16 protein-coding genes are annotated in these 20,596 nt (G+C 57.1%); 3 read left to right on the top strand and 13 right to left on the bottom strand.

Annotation, left to right across the window (positions count from 1 at the left end):
• Positions 1–91 precede the first annotated feature (91 nt).
• The 4 genes from AC3ITA_RS18045 to AC3ITA_RS18030 all read right to left on the bottom strand — a co-directional run bounded on the left by AC3ITA_RS18045 (position 92) and on the right by AC3ITA_RS18030 (position 5,083).
• Positions 92–766, bottom strand: coding sequence for a DUF3313 domain-containing protein (locus AC3ITA_RS18045; protein ID WP_150672736.1), 675 nt, complete (start codon positions 764–766; stop codon positions 92–94).
• Between the two features lie 150 nt (positions 767–916).
• A complete protein-coding gene (locus AC3ITA_RS18040; RefSeq protein ID WP_412072617.1) occupies positions 917–2,368 on the bottom strand; it encodes a DUF1254 domain-containing protein in 1,452 nt (483 codons plus the stop codon).
• A 120-nt stretch (positions 2,369–2,488) separates the two neighbouring features.
• Positions 2,489–3,766, bottom strand: a complete 1,278-nt coding sequence (locus tag AC3ITA_RS18035; RefSeq protein WP_414928532.1) for an OmpP1/FadL family transporter — start codon at positions 3,764–3,766, stop codon at positions 2,489–2,491.
• A 288-nt stretch (positions 3,767–4,054) separates the two neighbouring features.
• Positions 4,055–5,083 carry an AraC family transcriptional regulator gene (locus AC3ITA_RS18030; RefSeq protein ID WP_489278124.1) on the bottom strand — a complete coding sequence of 343 codons (1,029 nt, stop codon included), beginning with the start codon at positions 5,081–5,083 and terminating at the stop codon, positions 4,055–4,057.
• Positions 5,084–5,493: 410 nt separating this feature from the next.
• On the opposite strand from AC3ITA_RS18030, the gene gbdR (AC3ITA_RS18025) reads away from it, so the two are divergent.
• Positions 5,494–6,597: a choline metabolism transcriptional regulator GbdR gene (gene gbdR / locus AC3ITA_RS18025; protein ID WP_095946313.1), complete on the top strand. Its 1,104-nt coding sequence runs from the start codon at positions 5,494–5,496 to the stop codon at positions 6,595–6,597.
• 279 nt (positions 6,598–6,876) lie between these two features.
• Here the strand turns inward: gbdR (AC3ITA_RS18025) and AC3ITA_RS18020 are convergent, their stop codons facing one another.
• The 4 genes from AC3ITA_RS18020 to AC3ITA_RS18005 form a co-directional block, all read right to left on the bottom strand.
• Complete coding sequence (locus tag AC3ITA_RS18020; protein ID WP_489278123.1) at positions 6,877–8,130, bottom strand: OprD family porin; 1,254 nt, start codon at positions 8,128–8,130, stop codon at positions 6,877–6,879.
• Between the two features lie 91 nt (positions 8,131–8,221).
• Positions 8,222–9,526 carry a CitMHS family transporter gene (locus AC3ITA_RS18015; protein WP_489278122.1) on the bottom strand — a complete coding sequence of 435 codons (1,305 nt, stop codon included), beginning with the start codon at positions 9,524–9,526 and terminating at the stop codon, positions 8,222–8,224.
• Positions 9,527–9,649: 123 nt separating this feature from the next.
• Entirely contained in the window at positions 9,650–10,984 is a 1,335-nt protein-coding gene (locus tag AC3ITA_RS18010) for a dicarboxylate/amino acid:cation symporter (RefSeq protein WP_489278121.1), read from the bottom strand.
• Positions 10,985–11,027: 43 nt separating this feature from the next.
• Entirely contained in the window at positions 11,028–12,110 is a 1,083-nt protein-coding gene (locus tag AC3ITA_RS18005; RefSeq protein ID WP_489278120.1) for a 4-oxalomesaconate tautomerase, read from the bottom strand.
• 164 nt (positions 12,111–12,274) lie between these two features.
• Between AC3ITA_RS18005 and AC3ITA_RS18000 the strand changes: the two genes are divergently transcribed.
• A complete protein-coding gene (locus tag AC3ITA_RS18000) occupies positions 12,275–13,165 on the top strand; it encodes a LysR family transcriptional regulator (protein ID WP_095946308.1) in 891 nt (296 codons plus the stop codon).
• Positions 13,166–13,184: 19 nt separating this feature from the next.
• Here the strand turns inward: AC3ITA_RS18000 and AC3ITA_RS17995 are convergent, their stop codons facing one another.
• The 5 genes from AC3ITA_RS17995 to gabP form a co-directional block, all read right to left on the bottom strand.
• Positions 13,185–14,636, bottom strand: coding sequence for an NAD(P)(+) transhydrogenase (Re/Si-specific) subunit beta (locus tag AC3ITA_RS17995; RefSeq protein ID WP_489278119.1), 1,452 nt, complete (start codon positions 14,634–14,636; stop codon positions 13,185–13,187).
• The gene (locus AC3ITA_RS17990; RefSeq protein WP_053152987.1) at positions 14,633–14,983 is read right to left on the bottom strand and encodes an NAD(P) transhydrogenase subunit alpha part 2; all 351 of its coding nucleotides are present in this window, start codon (positions 14,981–14,983) and stop codon (positions 14,633–14,635) included. Before AC3ITA_RS17990 ends, AC3ITA_RS17995 begins: the two co-directional genes overlap by 4 nt.
• Positions 14,984–14,994: 11 nt before the next feature.
• A complete protein-coding gene (locus tag AC3ITA_RS17985; RefSeq protein WP_489278118.1) occupies positions 14,995–16,116 on the bottom strand; it encodes a Re/Si-specific NAD(P)(+) transhydrogenase subunit alpha in 1,122 nt (373 codons plus the stop codon).
• Positions 16,117–16,189: 73 nt separating this feature from the next.
• Positions 16,190–17,305, bottom strand: coding sequence for a choline metabolism transcriptional regulator GbdR (gene gbdR, locus AC3ITA_RS17980; protein ID WP_489278117.1), 1,116 nt, complete (start codon positions 17,303–17,305; stop codon positions 16,190–16,192).
• Between the two features lie 111 nt (positions 17,306–17,416).
• Positions 17,417–18,817 carry a GABA permease gene (gabP, locus tag AC3ITA_RS17975; protein WP_414928689.1) on the bottom strand — a complete coding sequence of 467 codons (1,401 nt, stop codon included), beginning with the start codon at positions 18,815–18,817 and terminating at the stop codon, positions 17,417–17,419.
• A gap of 499 nt (positions 18,818–19,316) precedes the next feature.
• Here gabP and AC3ITA_RS17970 point away from each other — a divergent pair, with 499 nt between their 5' ends.
• Positions 19,317–20,594, top strand: a complete 1,278-nt coding sequence (locus tag AC3ITA_RS17970; RefSeq protein WP_489278116.1) for a cystathionine gamma-synthase family protein — start codon at positions 19,317–19,319, stop codon at positions 20,592–20,594.
• The last annotated feature ends 2 nt before the right edge of the window (positions 20,595–20,596 follow it).

Raw genomic sequence — 20,596 nt, 5'->3', positions numbered from 1 at the left:
GCTGTAAGTCTTTGTTTTACGTGATCCCCGTAACCAGGTCTTGTCGAGCCCGGGCACGAGGAGTCGTAAAACTTTACCGCTGCAGTGACGATTACTTGAGTAACGTCTGCATGTCGCTGGTCATTCCCTTGATGGCCGCTTTGAAGTCATTCGCGGTGATTTTCTGGCTGGCGTTCTTCAGGTTCTCGCCAAACACTTTACGCACGGCTTTTGCGACCGGTGCACCGGTTTTGGCGTCGATCAAGTCCGCCTCGATATACAGTTCGGTATTCTGGTCGCGATGCCCCGTGGCGGCCTGAGTTGCACCTATGACTGCCGCGACCGGCACCACTTCGTACCATTTCATGCCTTCATTGGTGGCTGTCACGCCAGTGATTGCCGCCTGCAGGATCAGCGCTCGCTCGCCTTTGCGAACATCTCTGGAGTCTGGAACGACCAGGTAGTTTTGGGACAATGCCTGCTTGGCGCTTTCAGTGGTGTAGGCCTGCAGTTCCTGTAATGTTTTCAGGTCCACGCGTTCATCCGGCTTGGGCGCCGGATACAGTTCCAAACGCTCGAAGACCACCGTGGAATAATCCGCAGGCTTGAATCCTGGCGCCACCCAGCGCAGCACCTCCACGCCACTTGGCGAGGTGGTTTCCTGCAGGCCGCCATAACTCTTCAGAAAGCCGGAGTACTGTTGTTGCTCGGTAACTTTCGATACGCAACCGGTCAATAACAAGCTGCTCAGTGCGGCACCCGTTATCCATTTGTGCGAGAAGTTCATGTAACGGTACTCCTTGAGGGATGTGTTCCTGAATGTCTGTTATTCAAGGCCAGACCCTGTGGCCTCAGCCCTTTCGGCAATAAGCCCGCTGGATCTCTGCCTGAGCAATCGAACGACTGCTTGCCAACTGCAAGCAGCCGCAAGTTCGCGTTACTTCGATGCCACCACTGCCGGCGGCTGCCAGCTGCCGCTGCCTGCGGGAAGAATCGAAGGTGCCGTGGTCTTCGGCCAGTAGAGGCGCATCACCAGATAGACCGTGTCGTCAGGCGCCGGCAACCAGTTGGCTTCCTTGGCCTTGCCCGGCGAATCCTTCTGGATGTACAGGGTCAGCGAGCCATCCGCGTTCTTCTTCATCGCCGACAGCATCGGCGAATTGATCAGGTAGCGGTTGAGCGGGTTCTTGATCAGCAGCTGGCTCTTGCCGTCGTACATGGTCACCGACCAGAAGGCATTGACGGGCGGCAGTTTGCCGGCCGGGAAGGTCAGCGTGTAGTTGCGCTTGCCGGTATTCAGCGTCTGACCGCTGCCGTCGGTGCGCGTGTAGGGGTACGTCGCCTCGGTGGCGTTGTTGCCGTACAGACCGCCCTTCGCGGCGCCAGCCCGCATCAGCCAGTCGCCTTTGTAGAACGCCTGGTCGCCGAAGAACGCGCCGACGTTCCAGCCGTTGATGTTCTTCATGCCGCTCGCGAGGAACTTGTCGACCTGCTCGTCGCCGGCCTTCATTCCCAGCAGGATCGCGGCCTTGTGCTCGAGCGAGAGGTCCTTGAATTCGAAGCTGCGACCGGGGCCTACGCCGATGCTGGCCAGCTTCGCCCGGATCGCCTTGTCCTCAGCCGATGGCGGCACATACTCCAGCGCGGCCGACAGGTACTCGAAGAAGTTGGCCTTGATGCCCTCCGTGGTGGCCGGCACGAAAGCGATTTTCGGCGCAGCGGGCGGCGCGGGTTGATGGAGGAAAGCGGACAGCGGCTGGATCTTGTAAGCCGCCTGCACCTTCTCGACATTCGGCATGTCGGCCGGATTGAACAGCTGGGTGCGGATCAGCGTCAGTGCGAAGGGCGTCGTGGAACTGAACACCTTGTCGATGCCAGGGGGTGTCGCCCCCTTCCAGTCGGGACCTGCGATCAGATAGCTCCCGGCTGCGCTGGCCGTGGCACGGCTGCCGATGTAACCGTAGTTATAGGTGTTGCCGTCGATCAACTGCACCGAGTAGTAACGTTTTTTGGAGACGGCCGGCACGGTGATCACCAGCGGCTCGGCGCGCAGGTCGGCCCAGAGTATCGAGTACGGTGTGTCGCTGTTGGGCGTAATGACGGCCGTATCGGCGGGAGTAGAAACCCGATGCTCGTTGTACAGCTGGTTGAAGGGGGCCTTGAACTGGCTGGACTTGGCGTCCACCGCGAATTCGTTCATCACGGCGTAGTTCATGACCAGCGGCAAGCCGTAGATAAAGCCTTCCTCGGCGATCGCCTTGGTCTGCTCCAGACTCGGCGCGGCCACGCCCTTGGCCACATCCGCCTTGTCGGCCTGCGCGATCGGATCGTTCTTGCCCGCACACCCCGCGAAAAGCGTTGAACCCACGACGACGACCGCCGCAGCCATTGTCCAGCCCCTGTTAGACTTCCTGTTCATGTTCACCTCGTTGGTTTTGTGCAAGCTGACGTCGTGAGTGTTCATATCCACGGTCAAGTCATCTGAAGACCTGAAACCCTCGCCGATTTTTTAATAGCGCCAAGTCATGTTGGCGGTCAGGGCTTGAATCCAGGCGTTGTCGAACTCGCCTGATACATGATCGCCAGACAGCGTTTTTTGCTGATCGACTGACATGTCCCCCATCCACACCGTGACCCAACTGAAATTCACGTCTGTCTCTTTATTCAGCGAATAAGTAAAGCCTGTGGCGAAGCGCCAGGCGGCGCCCATGGGCACGGTGAGCGTACGATCACCATCGGACACCGCGGAGGTGTCATAGGCGATACCGAAATCCCAGATCCAGTCCTGGTTCATCTGGTATTGAGCGCCAAGCGCCAATTGATACGTGTCTTTGTAATGCGCATCGATTGAGGCGGCCCTTGAACCGGTTCTGGACGTGTCTACGTCAATGCCGATGTCGCCGAATTTCGACCAATCCTGCCAATTGACTGTAGCCAGAAAAGCCCATTGCGTATCCAGTTGTTGGTACAGGCTGAGGGTTGCCGTTTGCGGTACTTTCAGATCGATCCTGGTATTGACGCTGTTGAGGCGGCTCACCAACGGAGCACTGCTCTTCACATCCAGGCGATCCTCGAAGTCGAGGTCAACCTGACTGGTGTAAGCCAGGCCAATCCGGGTACCGGGCTTTGGGGCATAAATCACGCCTGCGTTGGCGCCGTAACCCCAGGTGCTGTCCCGGTATTTGTATTGGCCGTCACCCCGTTGTGTCAGTCCGAGCGGCGCCTGATCGATGGCGGCTTCGCTCTTCAGCATCCCGTACATGGCTTTGAGTCCGACGCCGACGGACCATTGATCGTTGAAGCGATAGGCGACACTGGGTACCAGTGACAGTCCCGCAATGCTCGCGTTCTGTACGAAATAACGGCCGGACCAGTCGTTGTCATAGTTTTCAGCCAGGCCGAAATCGCCATAGGAGCCGAAACCGACGGACCACCGATCATCCAGTTGATGGCTGATGAAGAAACTGCCACCTGGTATGGGATCGAGCGCGTTACCACTGCCAGTGCCCGGTGTATTGGTTTCACTGTCTTTATCAAAAGATAAGTCACCAAAAAGAACCTGAGCGCCAGCGGAGATCTGTGTTCCGCTGAGGTAACTCAAGCCTGCGGGGTTGCTGGCGATGGTCGAAGGGCCTTGTGCCCGGGCCGCTGCACCGGCATTGGCCAGTCCGACGTTGTCGGTGGCGGTTTCGTACAACATCAGGCCACCGGCAACACTGCGGCCACTGGTCAAAAGTGTCAGCGCACCAAGAACAGTAATCGACAACACACTTTTATTTAATGGCATGAAATCCCTCTCTATCAGATCACTCAGTCTATGTCGCTTGCATCGCCCGAAGGCCAGGGCATCGTTTTTTTCTCGTGTGGCCTTCTTGAGTATCTGCGCGGAACTCCACCCGCAGGTGCAACTAATCGCCAACCTCATGAACAGCACAAAAAACCGAAGATCAGCTTTGCAATCAGCCTGTTGTTGCGTTCACTTTACGGCAATCATCAGAAAGGCATCTTGCATTTTCGGACAGTGCGCGCGGTATCTCGGTGGTATGGAAATTGGCGAATCACCCCTCAATGGAGGCTACTCCAGTCCATTTCTCCAATGCTGCGGTGACGTATTTGTCCACGTTTTGAATGCACGGGAGAAGGTGTTTGGATCCTGGTATTGAAGGGCCTGAGAGATTGTGGATATCGGCAAATCCGTATCTTTCAAGAGCTGCCGCGCGAAGTTGCTTCTGGAGTCGGTGATCAGTTCTTTAAGGTGAGAACCTTCCGCATCCAGCCGGCGTCGCAATGTTCTTTCATTCAATGAAAACTGACTGGCGATGTGCCTGGAGTTTGCCTGGCCTTTCAATAATAGAGCGTATGCCTGACTCTTTATTTGTTCTGAAATCGTCAAAGGTGACGTGGCGGTCGAAATAGCCAGTTTTAGCAGATGGTGTAAGCGTGGGTTCGCCGTACATTGAATTTGCCGGAGTTGCTGATTGTTTATTACAAGTCCGGAGATGCTTGCGTTGAACTGAATGTTGCAGCGAAATTTTCTGACGTACGGGGTGATATCCGATGGCTTGCGATATGAAAACTGCACACGAACGGGTGTCCAGTTAGCGCCTAACAATGTCCGTAACATTTGCAGGCCAACCATGACGGCAGTGTCGACAAGTAATGATTGATTGGGCAGGTCGTGGCGATAAATGACATATCCCAGCAAACTATGTTGGCCCGCCAAAGGAAGAAGGAGTGGGGTCGCGCCACGATCATAGAGGTTTGCATGCCCGACCAGATCGATCAATGCATCGCCTGGTGTATTCGCCAGACGCATAAGCTGGCCCACCGGCCCCAACTTATCCAGTGTAAAACGCTCGCCTATCAGTAAGCCAATGTGGGGGCAATCTGTGTGTTCGAATGCAGCCTTGAACAGGTGAGCAGCGTCCATATAGGCGAGGTGCCGCTCTTCATTGACGAATTGCTCTAAACTCAGGCCTGCTTTCTGGAATACCCTCTGCGACGAACCACCTATAAAATCAACCACTTCCGGGAGGCTTCGAAATGGACTCGTGTTGATTTCTCCTGGGCCACTCATTTTTAAAGGCGATTGTTTTTTTGGCATATCCGTTCGCAATCCTACTCTCTGACCTTTAGATAGTATCTCAGAGCCATCACCTCGAATACTTCAGGCTGCTGCAATCACCAACGTTGTCGCCCATTGTTCTTTTCGAAAACCGACCTGTGCATGTCGGTAGCAGGCAGGTTGTCGTTTTCGGCCATTCCCTACCAAAAACGCTACCTTATTGCTCACTGCCAATGAGTAGAGCGGTTGACCCCATCTCCTTCGCTTTTAACCTTGCGCCTTGCGACCATCGAGATAGAGACATCGGAGTGTCGTTTTTTGAACGCATGGAAGAATCCATTGAAGTCAGGTGTGAGTTTTGCAGATAAATACAAATAGCTCGCCCGACGAGCAATAAAAAGAGCCTGCGCCTGAGGCCGTTTACCCGCTTTGTGTGAGGAGATACCGCGATGACGACGTTCAACTCCGGGGCCCAACCCCAGAACAGTGCGCCTCAATCCATTGGCTTTCTGCTGCTGGACAATTTCACGCTGATTTCCCTGGCGTCCGCAGTGGAACCCCTGCGCATGGCGAATCAGTTGTCCGGTCGCGAGCTGTATCGCTGGACCACGCTCACCGTCGATGGCGGTCAAGTCTGGGCCAGTGACGGTCTGCAGATCACCCCTGACGCCGCCATGCACAAAGCACCGCCGCTCGACATTGTGATTGTCTGTGGCGGGATCGGCATTCAACGCACGGTGACTCGCGCACACGTGTCCTGGCTGCAGAGTCAGGCACGTCAGTCCAAACGCTTGGGCGCGGTGTGCACCGGTAGCTGGGCGCTGGCCGGTGCCGGCTTGCTGGATGGATTCGATTGCAGTGTGCACTGGGAATGCCTGGCGGCGATGCAGGAAGCCTTTCCCCGGGTGACCATGAGCACCCGGCTGTTCACTCTCGACCGTAACCGTTTCACCAGCTCCGGCGGCACCGCGCCACTGGACATGATGCTGCACCTGATCAGCCGCGATCACGGGCGTGAACTGTCGGCGGCCATTTCCGAGATGTTCGTCTACGAGCGCATCCGCAATGAGCAGGATCACCAACGCGTGCCACTCAAGCACATGCTCGGCACCAACCAGCCGAAATTGCAGGAAATCGTGGCGCTGATGGATGCCAACCTCGAAGAGCCGATCGACCTCGACGAACTGGCGGTGTACGTCGCCGTTTCGCGACGTCAGCTGGAGCGGCTATTCCAGAAGTACCTGCACTGCTCACCGTCGCGCTATTACCTGAAGCTGCGCCTGATCCGCGCCCGGCAATTGCTCAAGCAAACGCCGATGTCGATCATCGAAGTGGCGTCGGTCTGCGGTTTCGTGTCCACGCCGCACTTCTCCAAGTGCTACCGCGAGTACTACGGTATTCCGCCACGCGACGAGCGTGTAAGTTCCAACACCACACAACAGGTCGCGATGACGCCATTGCCGCAAGCGCTGGTGCTGTCGCCGTTGTCCGGACCGTTGTCGGCGCTGAGCCAGGCGCGCAACGAATCAACTTTTGCCAGCGTTCGGATATAGCCCGATCCGTCGGATCCATCGCCGCAGCAGAGCGATCGGTGTCTGCCGGTCAGCTGTAATGGGTTGATGGAGTGATTGAAAACCGCAGAGTCCCTTTGGTCTGCGGCGGCGTCACAAATTTGCGTGCAGGCAAAAAAATGCTTCCCCCGCCAACGATGCCGGTTACCACGAGCGGTGTTTTGTGCATGGCGGCGTCGGGGGAGATCTGCAAGCCATCGTTCAAATGAGTTGGTTCGTGATCACGGCCCCGAGCCTTGGTATCCGGTCGTGATCCGTGTCCTACCAAAGGACAATGTCGTAGGTAAGGTAGATCCGGTTGCTATCACGCCCCCGGGAAAAATCCGAGCGGTAGACATAGTTGCGAAGGCGCACGCCCAGGCCCTTGAGAGTGCCTCCTTGAACGACGTAAGCCAGCTCGGTATCACGCTCCCATTCCTTGACGGTGGTATCGGATTTTCCGTCATTGCCGCTCAGGTAGCGCGCGGAAAAGGTCAAGCCAGGCACGCCTGCGGCCGCGAAGTTGTAGCCGTAATTAAGCATCCAGGTCTTCTCGTCTTCCTCAATGAATTTGCCAATGCCGGCGTTACTGAATGAATAGACGGTAGCACCACTGATGAAGGGTAAGCCTGCATCGCCGCTAAGGGTCTGATAGCCACCCCCCATCGTATGGCCCGCGATGGCATACGATAGTTGGCCACTGAGCATGTCGTTGTCGATTTTGCCGTCGAAGGCAGATCCAGTATCAGCGCTATGGAAGTAGCGCAAGTCACTGGTGAGCACTCCACCGGCCAAAGGCAGGTCGTGTTGGATGCCTGCGAAGTTCTGGCGGTAGAAGTTGTCGAGCTCGCCATAGAAATAGCTCAGACGGATGTCCTTGCCCAATTTATATTCGGCACCGGCGTAGCTGAAGTCTCCTGATTTATCCCCACTGAAACCGTCAGGTACGATCGGCACACTGTCGGTAGAATCCCGGAGTTTGAAACGGTCCAGGTACCCTCCGGTGACGGTAAGGTTTTCTATGTCGCTGCTGCTTATTTGGGTGCCTTGATAGGTCTGTGGCAACAATCTCGCATCGTTGTAAATCAGCACAGGGGTCTTGGGCAGCAAGGTGCCGTATTTGACGGTGGTCTTTGCAAACCGTGCTTTTGCTGTAACACCGGCACTGGCAAACTCGTCGGCCGCCCGACCGTCATCATGAACCGGCAATAGTCCGGTACCGCTACGGCCACGACCTGAGTCGAGCTTGACCCCAAGCAGGCCAAGGGCATCAATGCCAAACCCCATCGTCCCTTGTGTAAATCCTGACTGATAGTCCAGCAAGAATCCTTGAGCCCACTCGGTTCGCTCACTTTTTGCGGTTCTCGCTGCTCGTGCGCTCATGCCGTGCTCGTCACGAAAGTTTTCGTTGAAATACACATTTCGTAGTTGCAGTTTAAGTTTGCTGTCATCGATAAAGCCTTCGGCGCTGGCACCGGCCATTGGCAACAAACCTAAAACGCAAAACAAAGCCTGACGGGAATACAAAAAGCTCATGGCAAATTACTCATTATTGTTTTTTAGAGTGCAGGACAGCGCGCGCCTCGCTAGTGAGGCGCGTTGGACAACGGCATAAGATTTGGGTGAATCAGGTGAACAGGCTGATTGCCCCGGTTAACAAGGCCAGTGCAGTAACCACCAGCGAGGTGAGCACCGCCCATTTGACAGTGGCTTTCTGGAAGTCGCCAATATCGCGGTCGACCATTCCCACCAGCAACAGAGTAGAAGCGACCAGTGGGCTCATCAGGTGTACAGGCTGTCCGAGAATAGACGCTCGGGCGATCTCCACGGGATCAATGCCGTAAGCTGTGGCCGCATTGGCCAGGATCGGCAATACGCCAAAATAGTAGGCGTCGTTAGACAGTACGAAGGTCAGCGGCATGCTGGTGATCGCAACGACCAGTGGGAACAGGTGCCCCCAGGACGGCGGGATCCAGTCGACGAGGGTTTGGGCCAAGGCGTCTACCATTTTTGTACCAGAAAAAATCCCGGCAAAAATCCCGGCTGCAAACACCAGCAACACGACGGTCATGGCATTGCCCGAATGGGCAAGGATGCGTTCTTTCTGAATGTCCAATTGTGGATAGTTGATCATCAGCGCCAGAACGAAGCCGATCAGGAACAGAATCGCGGAGTGCATCAGCCCCATCACTAGAGTTGCCATCACTGCGGCTACGAGTAGCAGGTTGATGTACGCAAGCTTGGGACGCTTGTGCGGTGTGTCCTCGAGAATCGCCTCGATGTAGCAATCGCCGCCACCACTTTGCAGCTGAACATTGCCGATACGCTTACGCTCGGCACGGCCCAGCAAAAACGCGGTAAAGACTACCCACATCGCACCACCAATCATGGTCGGTAGCAAAGGCACGAAGTATTCACCTGCATCCAGGCCCAATGCCGCGATCGCGCGAGTCGCGGGGCCGCCCCATGGCGTCATGCCACTCATAATGCTAAGAGACAACATAGCGATGGTCGCTAATATCATCGGGTTCATGCCGATGCGCTTGTACAGCGGCAGCATTGCCGCGCAAGTAATCATGTAAGTGGTTGTGCCGTCACCATCCAAAGCTACAAGCAAGGAGAGGAGGGCAGTGCCAACAGCGATCTTCATTGGGTCACCATTGACTCGCTTCAATATTTTGCGAATCAGTGGATCGAATAAACCGGCGTCGATCATCAAGCCAAAGAACAGGATTGCGAATAAAAGGAGTGCAGCTGAAGGGGCGACCATTTTCAGGCCGTCGAGCATCAACTTGCCGGTGGTGCCGCCAAATCCGCCAATGACGGCGAATACAATGGGCACAACAGTCAGTGCGACAATGGGCGACAAACGCTTAGTCATTATGAGGAAGGTGAATACGACCACCATGGCTAAGCCAAGGAAAGCGAGCATAGGACGATTCTCTTGTTGTTATCGTTAGAGTGGCTGACGCCGAGGCATACGCACCCCAACCCGCTAAGCGACACGATCAACGGTGCCTGGCGGGTGGGTTTTGAGTAAAGTCAGGAGTAGGAACTATCCGATCTTGGCGTTCCTGGCGACTTCCAGGTCTTCCCAGGATTCTTTCTTGGCCAGCGCCTCAGCCGGAACAGGTTTTCCGTCCAGGGTTTGTATCAGCGTTTCCCGGTTGCAAGCATTTTCCGATATAGAGATCACGACAGTTGCCACAGCATTGCTGGCCAGGCTGGTCAGTGCACGTGCCTCGGACATGAAACGATCGATGCCAATCAGCAAGGCCAAGCCGGCCAAAGGTATGTCGTGAATCACGGTCAGCGTAGAGGCCAGTGCGACAAAACCGCTGCCGGTAACGCCAGCAGCTCCTTTTGAGGATAAGAGCATGATCGCCAACATGGTGATGGTCTGGGTGAAGGTGAGGTCGATGTTGCAGGCTTGGGCAATAAAAATGGCGGCCAGCGACAGATAGATGGCAGTGCCATCCAGGTTGAACGAATAACCTGTCGGCAATACCAGGCCCACCACGCCTTTCTTGCAACCCAAGGCTTCGAGCTTCTCCAGCATGCGCGGCATCACAGGTTCAGTGGAAGACGTCCCCAGTACCACCAGGAACTCTTCACGCAAGTATCGCAACAGCTTCCAGAGACTGAAGCCATTAGCGCGACAAATGCTTCCCAACACCACGAAAACAAAGAAACCGCAGGCGATGTACAAGGTCATGATCAATTTCGCCAGCGAACCAAGCGAAGTGATGCCGTACTGCCCTACCGTGAACGCCAACGCGCCGAAAGCGCCGATGGGTGCAAAACGCATCAGGTAAGAGAAAATCTTGAACACCATGTGCGACGCGGCTTCAAGAACGTCAAGCACCGGCTTGCCACGCTCGCCAAGCGAGGACAGGGCAAAGCCAGACAACACCGCAATGAACAGCACCGGCAGTACTTCACCCTTGCTGAATGCACCGATAAAGGTATCGGGGATGATGTGCATGAAAAACTCGACCACCCCAAGCTTCGCAGCCGACTCGGTGTATTGAGTCAATCCGCTGGTGCTTAACTGACTCGGATCAATATTCATGCCGGCGCCAGGCTTGAACACATAGACAGCGACCAGGTCGATGATCAGGCTGATCACCGTCAACCCAAGAAACAGCAACATGGTCTTGCTGAGCAGGCGACCGAGTGAACGCTTGTCACTCATCCCGGCAATGCCAGTGACGATGGTGCAGAACACGACAGGTGCAATCATCATCTTGATCAGTTTGATGAAGGCATCACCGAGCGGCTTGAGAGCGATAGCTTGCTGAGCCCAGAAATGCCCGACGATTACGCCCAGCAGGACAGCGCAGAAGATCTGGAAATAGAGCGATTTAACAACTTTCATGGCATCACCCATTTTTAGAATTGTGCTGATGCAAAATGCCAACTGATACCGAGATTTATCCGGCAAGTCGCGCAGTGGCAGTGGCGTAGACGTAACCGGCGAAAAGCCTGCGAGCGGTGCGTACTACGGAGGCACGAATGGTCTCAGCCTTGTCGCCGGTATAGGACAACACGACGTCAATTGCGCCGCTTGGATGCTCGATTCGAACATTTTCCAGGCGAGGGGTGCTGATTCCACCCAGCATCTGCGCGACTACGCTGCCTTCAGTGACGCAAGCGGTGGCCAGGCCGATGGAGCCAGTAATGGCAAGGGCACGGTGGCAGTTGTGGGGCATGAAGTAGCGAACCTGGATCGTGCCACCGGCTTTGGCCGGTGATACCAATACGGGTTTGGGAATGACCTTGTCGCTGACATCACCCAGGCCCATTGCGAGGCCTGCTTGAAGCCGCAACGACTCGAGGCGCCGCAAAAATTCCTTGTCGGCGTCCAGTTCGGCCGGGCTTTCATCTCCACGTTTGCCCAACTGGCCAGCTTCGACAAGAAGCATTGGCATTGCCATGTCGATGCAGGTCACAGGAACGTTATCGATCACATCCTGTGTGTTTCCTGTAGGGAAGAGTTTGCCAGTCTTACTGCCGGCGGCATCGAGGAAGGTCAGTTGCACCGGTGCAGCGGTACCCGGCACGCCGTCGATTGCAGTCTCTCCCTCGTAACTGACCTTGCCATCCGGGGTCTGCACTTCGGAATTCACAAATGTCCCTGTGTTCAAATTGCGAATGCGTACGCGAGTACGCTCGCCGGTAGCCTTGACCAGCCCCTGTTCAATAGCAAATGGACCCACGGCGCACAGCATGTTGCCGCAGTTGGGAGCGGTATCCACCCGACGTTGTGAAACCATCACTTGTACGAACAGATAGTCGACATCCGCATCCGGGTGCAACGAAGGGCTGACAATAGCTACTTTGCTGGTTTGCGGGCTGCCGCCGCCGATGCCATCGATTTCCAGTTCATGACCTGAGCCCATCAGGTTGAGCAGCAGCTCGTCACGGGCTTCGATGGCTACAGGTAAATCCCAAGCGAGAAATACCGGGCCTTTGGAAGTACCGCCACGCATTAGCACACAGGGAATTCTTTGCATGACACAGACTCTTGTTGATCAATCGGGGTAATTGATGTTCTTGAGGCAAGAGTGTCAGGCTTTAAAAAATGTTTCCAATGCAAATATCGTCGCTATTATTGCGTTTGACGAATGATTAAATTGAGGTAGATTGCTATCCATTCTCGTTGCTGGCATGACAAAAAATGGACTATGAGCTTAACGACATACGATCTTTCGTGAAGATTGCCGAACTGGGCAGTTTTCACGAAGCGGCTGATGCGCTGCATCTGTCTCAGCCAGCCTTGAGCCGGCGTATCAAAAAGCTGGAAGAAGGGTTGGGAACCTCATTGCTCGATCGCACAACGCGCAAGGTCAGCCTGACCAGCGTAGGTAGGGATTTTCTGCCTAAGGCACGGCGATTACTGGACGATTTCGATGAGTCGATTCTCAATATCCGCGAGCTCGCGGAACGTCAAATTGGCAGGGTGACCCTGGCGTGTATTCCGACTGCCGCATTCTACTTTCTGCCTTCGGTGATCCGCCTGTACAACGAGCGCTATCCTAAAATTCGAATCCGACTGCTGGACCTTAGTGCGAATGAAGGCCTTGAGGCAGTCCTGCGGGGTGAAGCCGATTTCGGCATCAATATGATGAGCGGCCAGCACCCGGATATCGAGTTCGTGCCATTAGTGAATGAGCCTTTTGTGTTGGCCTGCAGGCGTGATCATGAGTTGGCTGAACGTAGCTCGGTGACCTGGTCTGAACTCAGCGATTATCGTCTTATCGGCGTGGGTCGCCTGAGCGGAAACCGTATGCTGCTGGATCACGCTTTATCAGGCTTGAGTTGGCGCCCACAGTGGTTCTACGAGGTACAGCACTTGTCTACTTCTCTGGGCCTGGTAGAGGCTGGGCTAGGCGTATCGGCGATGCCAAGTCTGGCAATGCCTGCCGGGGATCACCCAACGCTGGTAAGCGTCCCTTTGATAGAACCTGTGGTGAATCGATCGTTGGGATTGGTTTACCGTCGCGGGGCATCACTATCCCCCGCTGCGGAGAAGTTCGTTTCAATACTGCTCGAACAATGGCCGCAATGAGGGATCGGCGAAGCAAGTTTTACTCGACAGCCTTGACCATGTCCTCGATGACCTTTTTAGCGTCGCCGAACACCATCATGGTCTTGTCCAGGTAGAACAGTTCGTTGTCCAGACCGGCGTAGCCGCTGGCCATCGAGCGCTTGTTGACGATGATGGTCTTGGCCTTGAACGCCTCGAGGATCGGCATGCCGGCAATCGGCGATTTCGGATCGTTCTTCGCCGCCGGGTTGACCACGTCGTTGGCGCCCAACACCAGTACCACGTCGGCCTGGCCGAACTCGGAGTTGATGTCGTCCATCTCGAACACCTGGTCGTAAGGCACTTCGGCCTCGGCCAGCAACACGTTCATGTGCCCGGGCATGCGACCGGCCACCGGGTGGATCGCGTACTTCACGGTCACGCCACGGTGGGTCAGCTTCTCGGTCAGTTCCTTCAGCGCATGTTGTGCCCGCGCGACCGCCAGGCCGTAACCCGGCACGATGATCACGGTGTCGGCGTTGGTCAGCAGGAAGGTCGCGTCGTCAGCCGAGCCGGATTTCACCGGACGGGCTTCTTTCGAGCCCGCCGGGCCGGCCGCCTCTGCCGTGTTGCCGAAGCCACCGAGCAGCACATTAAAGAAGGAGCGGTTCATCGCCTTGCACATGATGTACGAGAGGATCGCACCGGACGAGCCTACCAAGGAACCTGCGATGATCAGCATCGAGTTGTTCAGCGAGAAGCCGATACCTGCCGCTGCCCAGCCGGAGTAGCTGTTGAGCATCGACACGACCACGGGCATGTCCGCGCCACCGATCGGGATGATGATCAGCACGCCGAGCACGAAGGCCAGGGCCAGCATCACGGCGAAAGCGGTGTAGTCGCCGGTGAGCATGAAGGTCACGCCCAGGCCCAGGGTGGCCAGGCCCAGCAGCAGGTTCAGCTTGTGCTGGCCGCCGAACTGGACCGGCGCACCCTGGAACAGGCGGAACTTCTGCTTCATGAAAAAAGAGCTGCCCGCCAGCTTGCCGAAGGCAATGACCGAGCCGGAGAAGGTGATTGCACCGATGGCGGCACCGAGGAACAGCTCCAGGCGATTACCGGCCGGGATCGCGTCGCCGAGGTTCTGCACGATGCCCAGCGACTGCGGCTCGACCACGGCAGCCACGGCGATGAACACCGCTGCCAGGCCGATCATGCTGTGCATGAAGGCGACCAGTTCGGGCATCTTGGTCATTTCGACGCGTTTGGCCATGATCGAACCGGCGGTGCCGCCGATCAGCAGGCCGACGATCACGTAGACGATGCCGTCTTGTGCCAACTCGGAGCCCAGCTTGTAGATCAGGCCCACCGTGGTGAGAATCGCCAGGCCCATGCCGAGCATGCCGAACAGGTTGCCACGACGCGACGTGGTGGGGTGCGAGAGGCCCTTGAGCGCCTGGATGAAGCAGACCGAGGCGATCAAATACAGGGAAGTAACCAGGTTCATGCTCATGCTTGCTGCACCTCGGCCTTGACTGCTTCGGCCTTGGCCGCCGGCGCTTTGGCCGCTTTTTTCTTGAACATTTCCAGCATGCGGCGGGTCACCAGGAAGCCACCAAACACGTTGACGGCGGCCAGGGCCACGGCCAGGGTGCCCATGGTCTTGCCCAGCGGGGTCACGGTGAGGGCGGCGGCGAGCATGGCGCCGACGATCACAATGGCCGAAATGGCGTTGGTCACCGCCATCAGCGGCGTGTGCAGTGCCGGTGTGACGTTCCAGACCACGTGGTAGCCGACATAGATCGCCAGCACGAAAATGATCAGGTTGTAGATACCGTGAGAGATCAGCATGTCTTCCATTATTTTTATCCTCAGCCGTTCTTGCGCACGATCTGGCCGTCGCGGCACATCAGGCACGCGGCGACGATATCGTCTTCAAGGTTGATCACCAGTTGTCCGTCTTTATCGAACAACAGTTTCATGAAGTCCAGCAGGTTGCGGGCGTACAGCGCCGAAGCGTCAGCCGCCACGGCGCTGGCCAGGTTGGTCGGGCCCACGATGGTCACGCCATGTGCGACGACCACCTGATCGGCCACGGTCAGCGGGCAGTTGCCGCCCTGGGCGGCCGCGAGGTCGATGACCACCGAGCCCGGTTTCATCTGGGCCACGGTTTGCGCGCTCAACAGCGTCGGTGCCTTGCGGCCGGGAATCAGTGCGGTGGTGATCACGATGTCCGCCTGCTTGGCGCGCTCGTGCACGGCCGCGGCCTGGCGCTGCATCCAGCTGGCCGGCATCGGGCGGGCGTAACCGCCGACACCGACGGCGCACTCACGTTCTTCATCGGTCTCGTACGGCACGTCGACGAACTTGGCGCCGAGGGATTCGATCTGCTCTTTTACCGCAGGACGCACGTCGGATGCTTCGATCACTGCACCCAGGCGTTTCGCCGTAGCGATCGCCTGCAAGCCGGCCACACCGGCACCAAGGATCAGCACGCGCGCCGCTTTCACGGTGCCCGCAGCGGTCATCAGCATCGGCATGAAGCGCGGATAGTGGTGAGCGGCCAGCAACACGGCTTTATAGCCGGCGATGTTGGCTTGCGAGGACAGTACGTCCAGGCTCTGGGCGCGGGAGGTGCGCGGCGCCGCCTCCAGGGCAAAGGCGGTAATCCCGCATTCGGCCATTTTGGCGATGGTTTCATTGCTGAACGGATTGAGCATGCCCACCACAACGGTGCCGCTCTTGATCAGCGCCAGCTCGCTGTCGCTGGGCGCGACCACCTTCAAAATCAGCTCTGCACCAAACGCATCGTTGGCGCTGCCAATGTTTGCGCCTGCCGCTTCATAGGCACTGTCGACAACGCTGGCATTAATGCCGGCGCCGCTTTGTACAGTGACCTTATGGCCCTGGCCGATCAGCTTCTTGATGGTTTCCGGGGTTGCAGCAACCCGTGTTTCACCGGTCTGGGTTTCGAGAGGAACACCAATGTGCACGTCAAATCTCCTGCGTGATCTTGTTGAGTAAACCCAGGCACTACGGATGAATGGGGGTGGCAAGGACGGCCGATCAGCACGATTGCGCCAAATCGGAACGATCAATCATTCGAACACTGGCAAAAGTCGATTCGTTTCGAGCCTGGTCGAGCGCTGTCAGCGGTCTGGTCGATGACTGCTGCGCAGTCGCGAGCGTTGCCGGTAGGCGACTCATTTCAGAGCCGGAACGCTCGTCGCTCGGTGGAACACCAAAGTACTCGCGGTAGCATTTGGAAAAGTGGGGTGTGGACACGAAACCGCAGACATACGCCAACTCAATGATCGACAGTGATGTTTGCTTGAGCAGTTGTCGCGCTCGAACAAGACGTAACCTCAAGTAGTAGCGTGACGGCGTACAGTGAAGGTATTTCTGAAATAGCCGCTCTAGTTGTCGACGTGACAGATCAACGTATTGTGCAAGGTTATCCAGGTCGAGCGGTTCCTCGAGGTTGGCCTCCATCAACGCAACGATCTCCTGCAGCTTGGGCTGGTGAGTTCCCAACACGTGCTTGAGCGGAACGCGCTGATGGTCCTGTTCGTTGCGTATGCGCTCGTAGACAAACATCTCAGAGATGGCAGCCGATAATTCACGACCATGGTCGCGACCGATCAGGTGCAACATCATGTCCATAGGGGCCGTTCCGCCGGAACTGGTGAAGCGGTTTCGGTCGAGGGTGAACAGACTCGAACTGACGCTGACTCGCGGAAAAGCTTCCTGCATGGCGGCCAGAAACTCCCAATGCACACTGCATTCATAACCGTCGAGCAGCCCGGCCTTGGCCAGTGCCCAACTGCCCGTGCACACGCCTCCCAGCCGTCTGGATTTACGCGCAAGGGCTTGCAGCCAGGTAATGTGCTCGCGGGTAATCACGTTCTGGATTCCAACGCCGCCGCACACGATTACAGTGTCCGCCACCAACGGATTGCTCCACGAAGCATCCGGAGTGATCGGCACGCCATCACTGGCCCAGACCGCCTCTCCACCGGGGCTGAACGTATGCCAGCGATACAGCTCTTGTCCCGACAACTGATTGGCCATGCGCAGGGGCTCTACGGCTGACGCCAGGGAAATCAGCGTGAATTTATCCAGCAGCAGAAAACCAACTGATTTTGTAGGGGTACTGTCGGACACGGTGGATTTCGATGACATCGGGGGTCATGCCCTCACAAAGAGCGATTACGGACTGAGACACAGGCGCTTGCAATACCCCCAGCCTTGGCGCGTGGGGGTATCAGGTTCGGCGCAACTACCGCCCTGTTTTTATCCCACCGACGTCGCCCTTGCATCCCGCGCAGGTTGACGCGATGTCACCAGACCGATAAAGGAAATTGCCAGCGCCAGGCCAATGGTCGAGCTCACTTCGCTTCGGTGCTCCGGGGTGATCATCATCACCGCCAACGCTGCGCAAATGAACGCGATCACCAGCCAGGTGAGCCACGGGAACAGCCACATGCGAAAGGCCAGTTCGACATTCCGCCGACGTAGCATCCGGCGCATCCGCAGCTGCGACACCGCAATGGCCAGGTACACCAGCAAGGCAATCGCACCGGAGCTGGCCAGCAGGAAGTCAAACAGCCCGGCGGGCATGAAGTAGCTCCACACGGTGATCGCTGCGCCCAGCACGGTGCTGGCGATGACGGCTGCCCGCGGCACGCCTTCAGAGGAGGTCGCCTTCAGCGCCTTCGGCGCATCGCCCCGACGGCCCAGCGAGTACAGCATGCGCGAGGCAATGTAGATCGAGGAGTTCATGCAACTGGCCACGGCGATCAGTACTACGACGTCCACCATGAACTTGGCGTGGGGAATGTTCATGATTTCCAGGGCCCGTTGATAGGAACCTACCGAGGCCAACAGAGGATCATTCCAGGGCACCACGGAGATGACCACGAAAATCGACAACAGGTAGAACACGCCGATGCGCCAGATCACCGAACGCGTGGCCTTGGCAATGTTCTGCGACGGGTTGTCGGATTCGGCGGCGGCGATGGTGACCGCTTCAGTACCAATGAAGCTGAACATGATGGTGATGAAGGCGCCGACTACCGCCGACAGGCCGTTGGGGGCGAACCCGCCATGTTCGGCCATCAGCCCGCTCAGTCCGCTGACTTCCCGATCGGGCACCCAGCCCATCAGCACGGCAAAACCCACGCCGATGAAACCAATGATCGCCACCACCTTGGCCATGGCGAACCAGAACTCGAATTCACCGTACTTGGAGACACTGAACAGATTGGTGATCACCAACGCAATGATCGACACCAGGGCGAACAGCCAGGCATCGATCTGGGGAAACCACTGGTTCAACACATGGCCGGCGGCCAGTGCTTCGATAGGAATCACCAGCACCCAGAACCACCAGTACAGCCAACCGATGGTAAAGCCCGCCCAACGTCCGATGGCCTGATCGGCATAGGTGGAGAACGAACCGGTGTCCGGGTTGGCCACCGCCATTTCACCGAGCATGCGCATGACCAGAACGACGAGCAGGCCGGAGAATAGATAGGCCAGCAGGACGGCCGGCCCGGCAGCTGCAATGGCATGTCCTGAGCCAACGAACAAACCGGCGCCGATGATACCGGCGATTGACAGCATTGTGACGTGACGAGGCTTGAAGCCCTGCGCCAATTGGCCACTCGAATCCTTGGAGCTCGGGCTGATCATTTTTTTTACTCTTTGGCGATCGACATTCAAGCGTTCTGAGTGAGGGGTGGGCGATCATGGGGGCTTGCTGTTGCCCCTCCTGAAAGCGACAGTCCTCAACGCTACTGTTCTAGAAGCTCTGTCACCGCGATGTGGCCACCGCAGTGAAAAGTTGCGCCACCTTACCCGGCTTGTCCGACAATCCAGATACCTGATCGCGCCACCTCCGTGCCTGATATCGACACGGGAAACTTTGCACTCGCCGTTGAGGCCGGGGGGGCGGCAGGCGCGCGAGACCAAGGAAAAATTCACGTTATCGGAGTATTGAATGCCGATGTCGCTCCTGAAAGAGATCGTTTCGCTGCCGCAACTGACCTGAATCTGCGCCATCACAGCCATTAAAAAAAGCAGCCCTTTGGCACCGATAACATCGTTTCTCGGCGGCGCTGCATTTCACTATATTGGCCACCAGATCCGGTGAGTGACTCAACATTCGCCACCCTCAGTGCGAGTAGTCTTTATGAATAAAAAACCAGACAACGCAGGGTTTGTTAATGCAGGTGCGGGAACCCGTGCCGTGTGGGGCGGGGAGCAGGTCAGGCATCCCTACAACGCCACTCAAACCCCCATCGTGGTCAGTGCCGCCTATGGTTATGACGACATCGATGTCTGGTACGACGTTGCGTTGGGCAAGGCGCCCGGCTTTATTTACAGCCGCATGAGCAACCCGACAGTCGAGACCCTCGAGGCAAAGATTCGCGAGTTGGAACTGGCCGAATCGGCCGTGGCTTTCAGCAGCGGGATGGCGGCGATCAGCAGCGTGCTCTACACCTTCCTGGCCCATGGCGATCGGGTGGTCTCGACCAGGGACAGCTATGGCGGCACCAACAAGATTTTCGAAGAGTTTCTGCCTCGCACCGGTGTGAACGTGACGTTGTGCGAGACGTTCGATCACGAAGAAATCGAATGCGAAATCGCCAAGGGTTGCCAATTGGTGTATCTGGAAACGCCAACCAACCCGACGCTGAAAATACTCGATATCGAGCGTCTGGTGGCTGCAGCCAAGCGCGTCGGCGCCATTGTGGTGGCGGATAACACCTTCGCCACGCCATTGAATCAGAACCCGCTGGCGCTGGGTGTGGACGTGGTCATTCACAGTGCCACCAAGTTTCTCAGCGGCCACGGCGATGTGCTTGGCGGCCTGGTGTGCGGTAGCGAATCACTGATGGCCAAGGTGCGTCATTACCGGGAAATCAACGGGGCGACGCTCGACCCGTTCTCCGCCTACATGATCATTCGCGGCATGAAAACCCTGGTGCTGCGCATGCGTCAGCAGCAACGCAGTGCCCGCGCGCTGGCCGAGTACCTCTGCGTCGAACCCTTGGTGGAGTCGGTCAATTATCCCGGTTTGCCCGGCCATCCGAATCATGCGGTGGCGTGCGCGCAAATGTCCGGCTTCGGTGCCATCGTCAGCTTTGTCGTGGCGGGCGGCATGGACACGGTCAAAGTGCTCTTGCCACGACTGCGATTCGCCCACTGCGCGGGCAATCTCGGTGCGGTGGAAACCATCTACGGTCCGGCCCGCACCACCAGCCATGTCGAGAACACGCTGGAGGAACGCCTGGCCCTGGGTATTTCCGAAGGGCTGGTGCGGATCTCTGTCGGCATCGAAGACACCGACGATCTGCTCGACGACCTGAAACAGGCGTTCGCATTTGTCCGGGAGACGGGCAACGCACCCGCACCATCAAACACGCAGCTTTCAATCGATGAAAGTTGCGCCGAAGTTGCAAACTGAAG

The sequence above is a fragment of the Pseudomonas sp. GL_090 genome (assembly GCF_057837765.1).
Note: the sequence above shows the minus strand (reverse complement) of the source record. Positions and strands in the feature narration are given on the sequence as shown.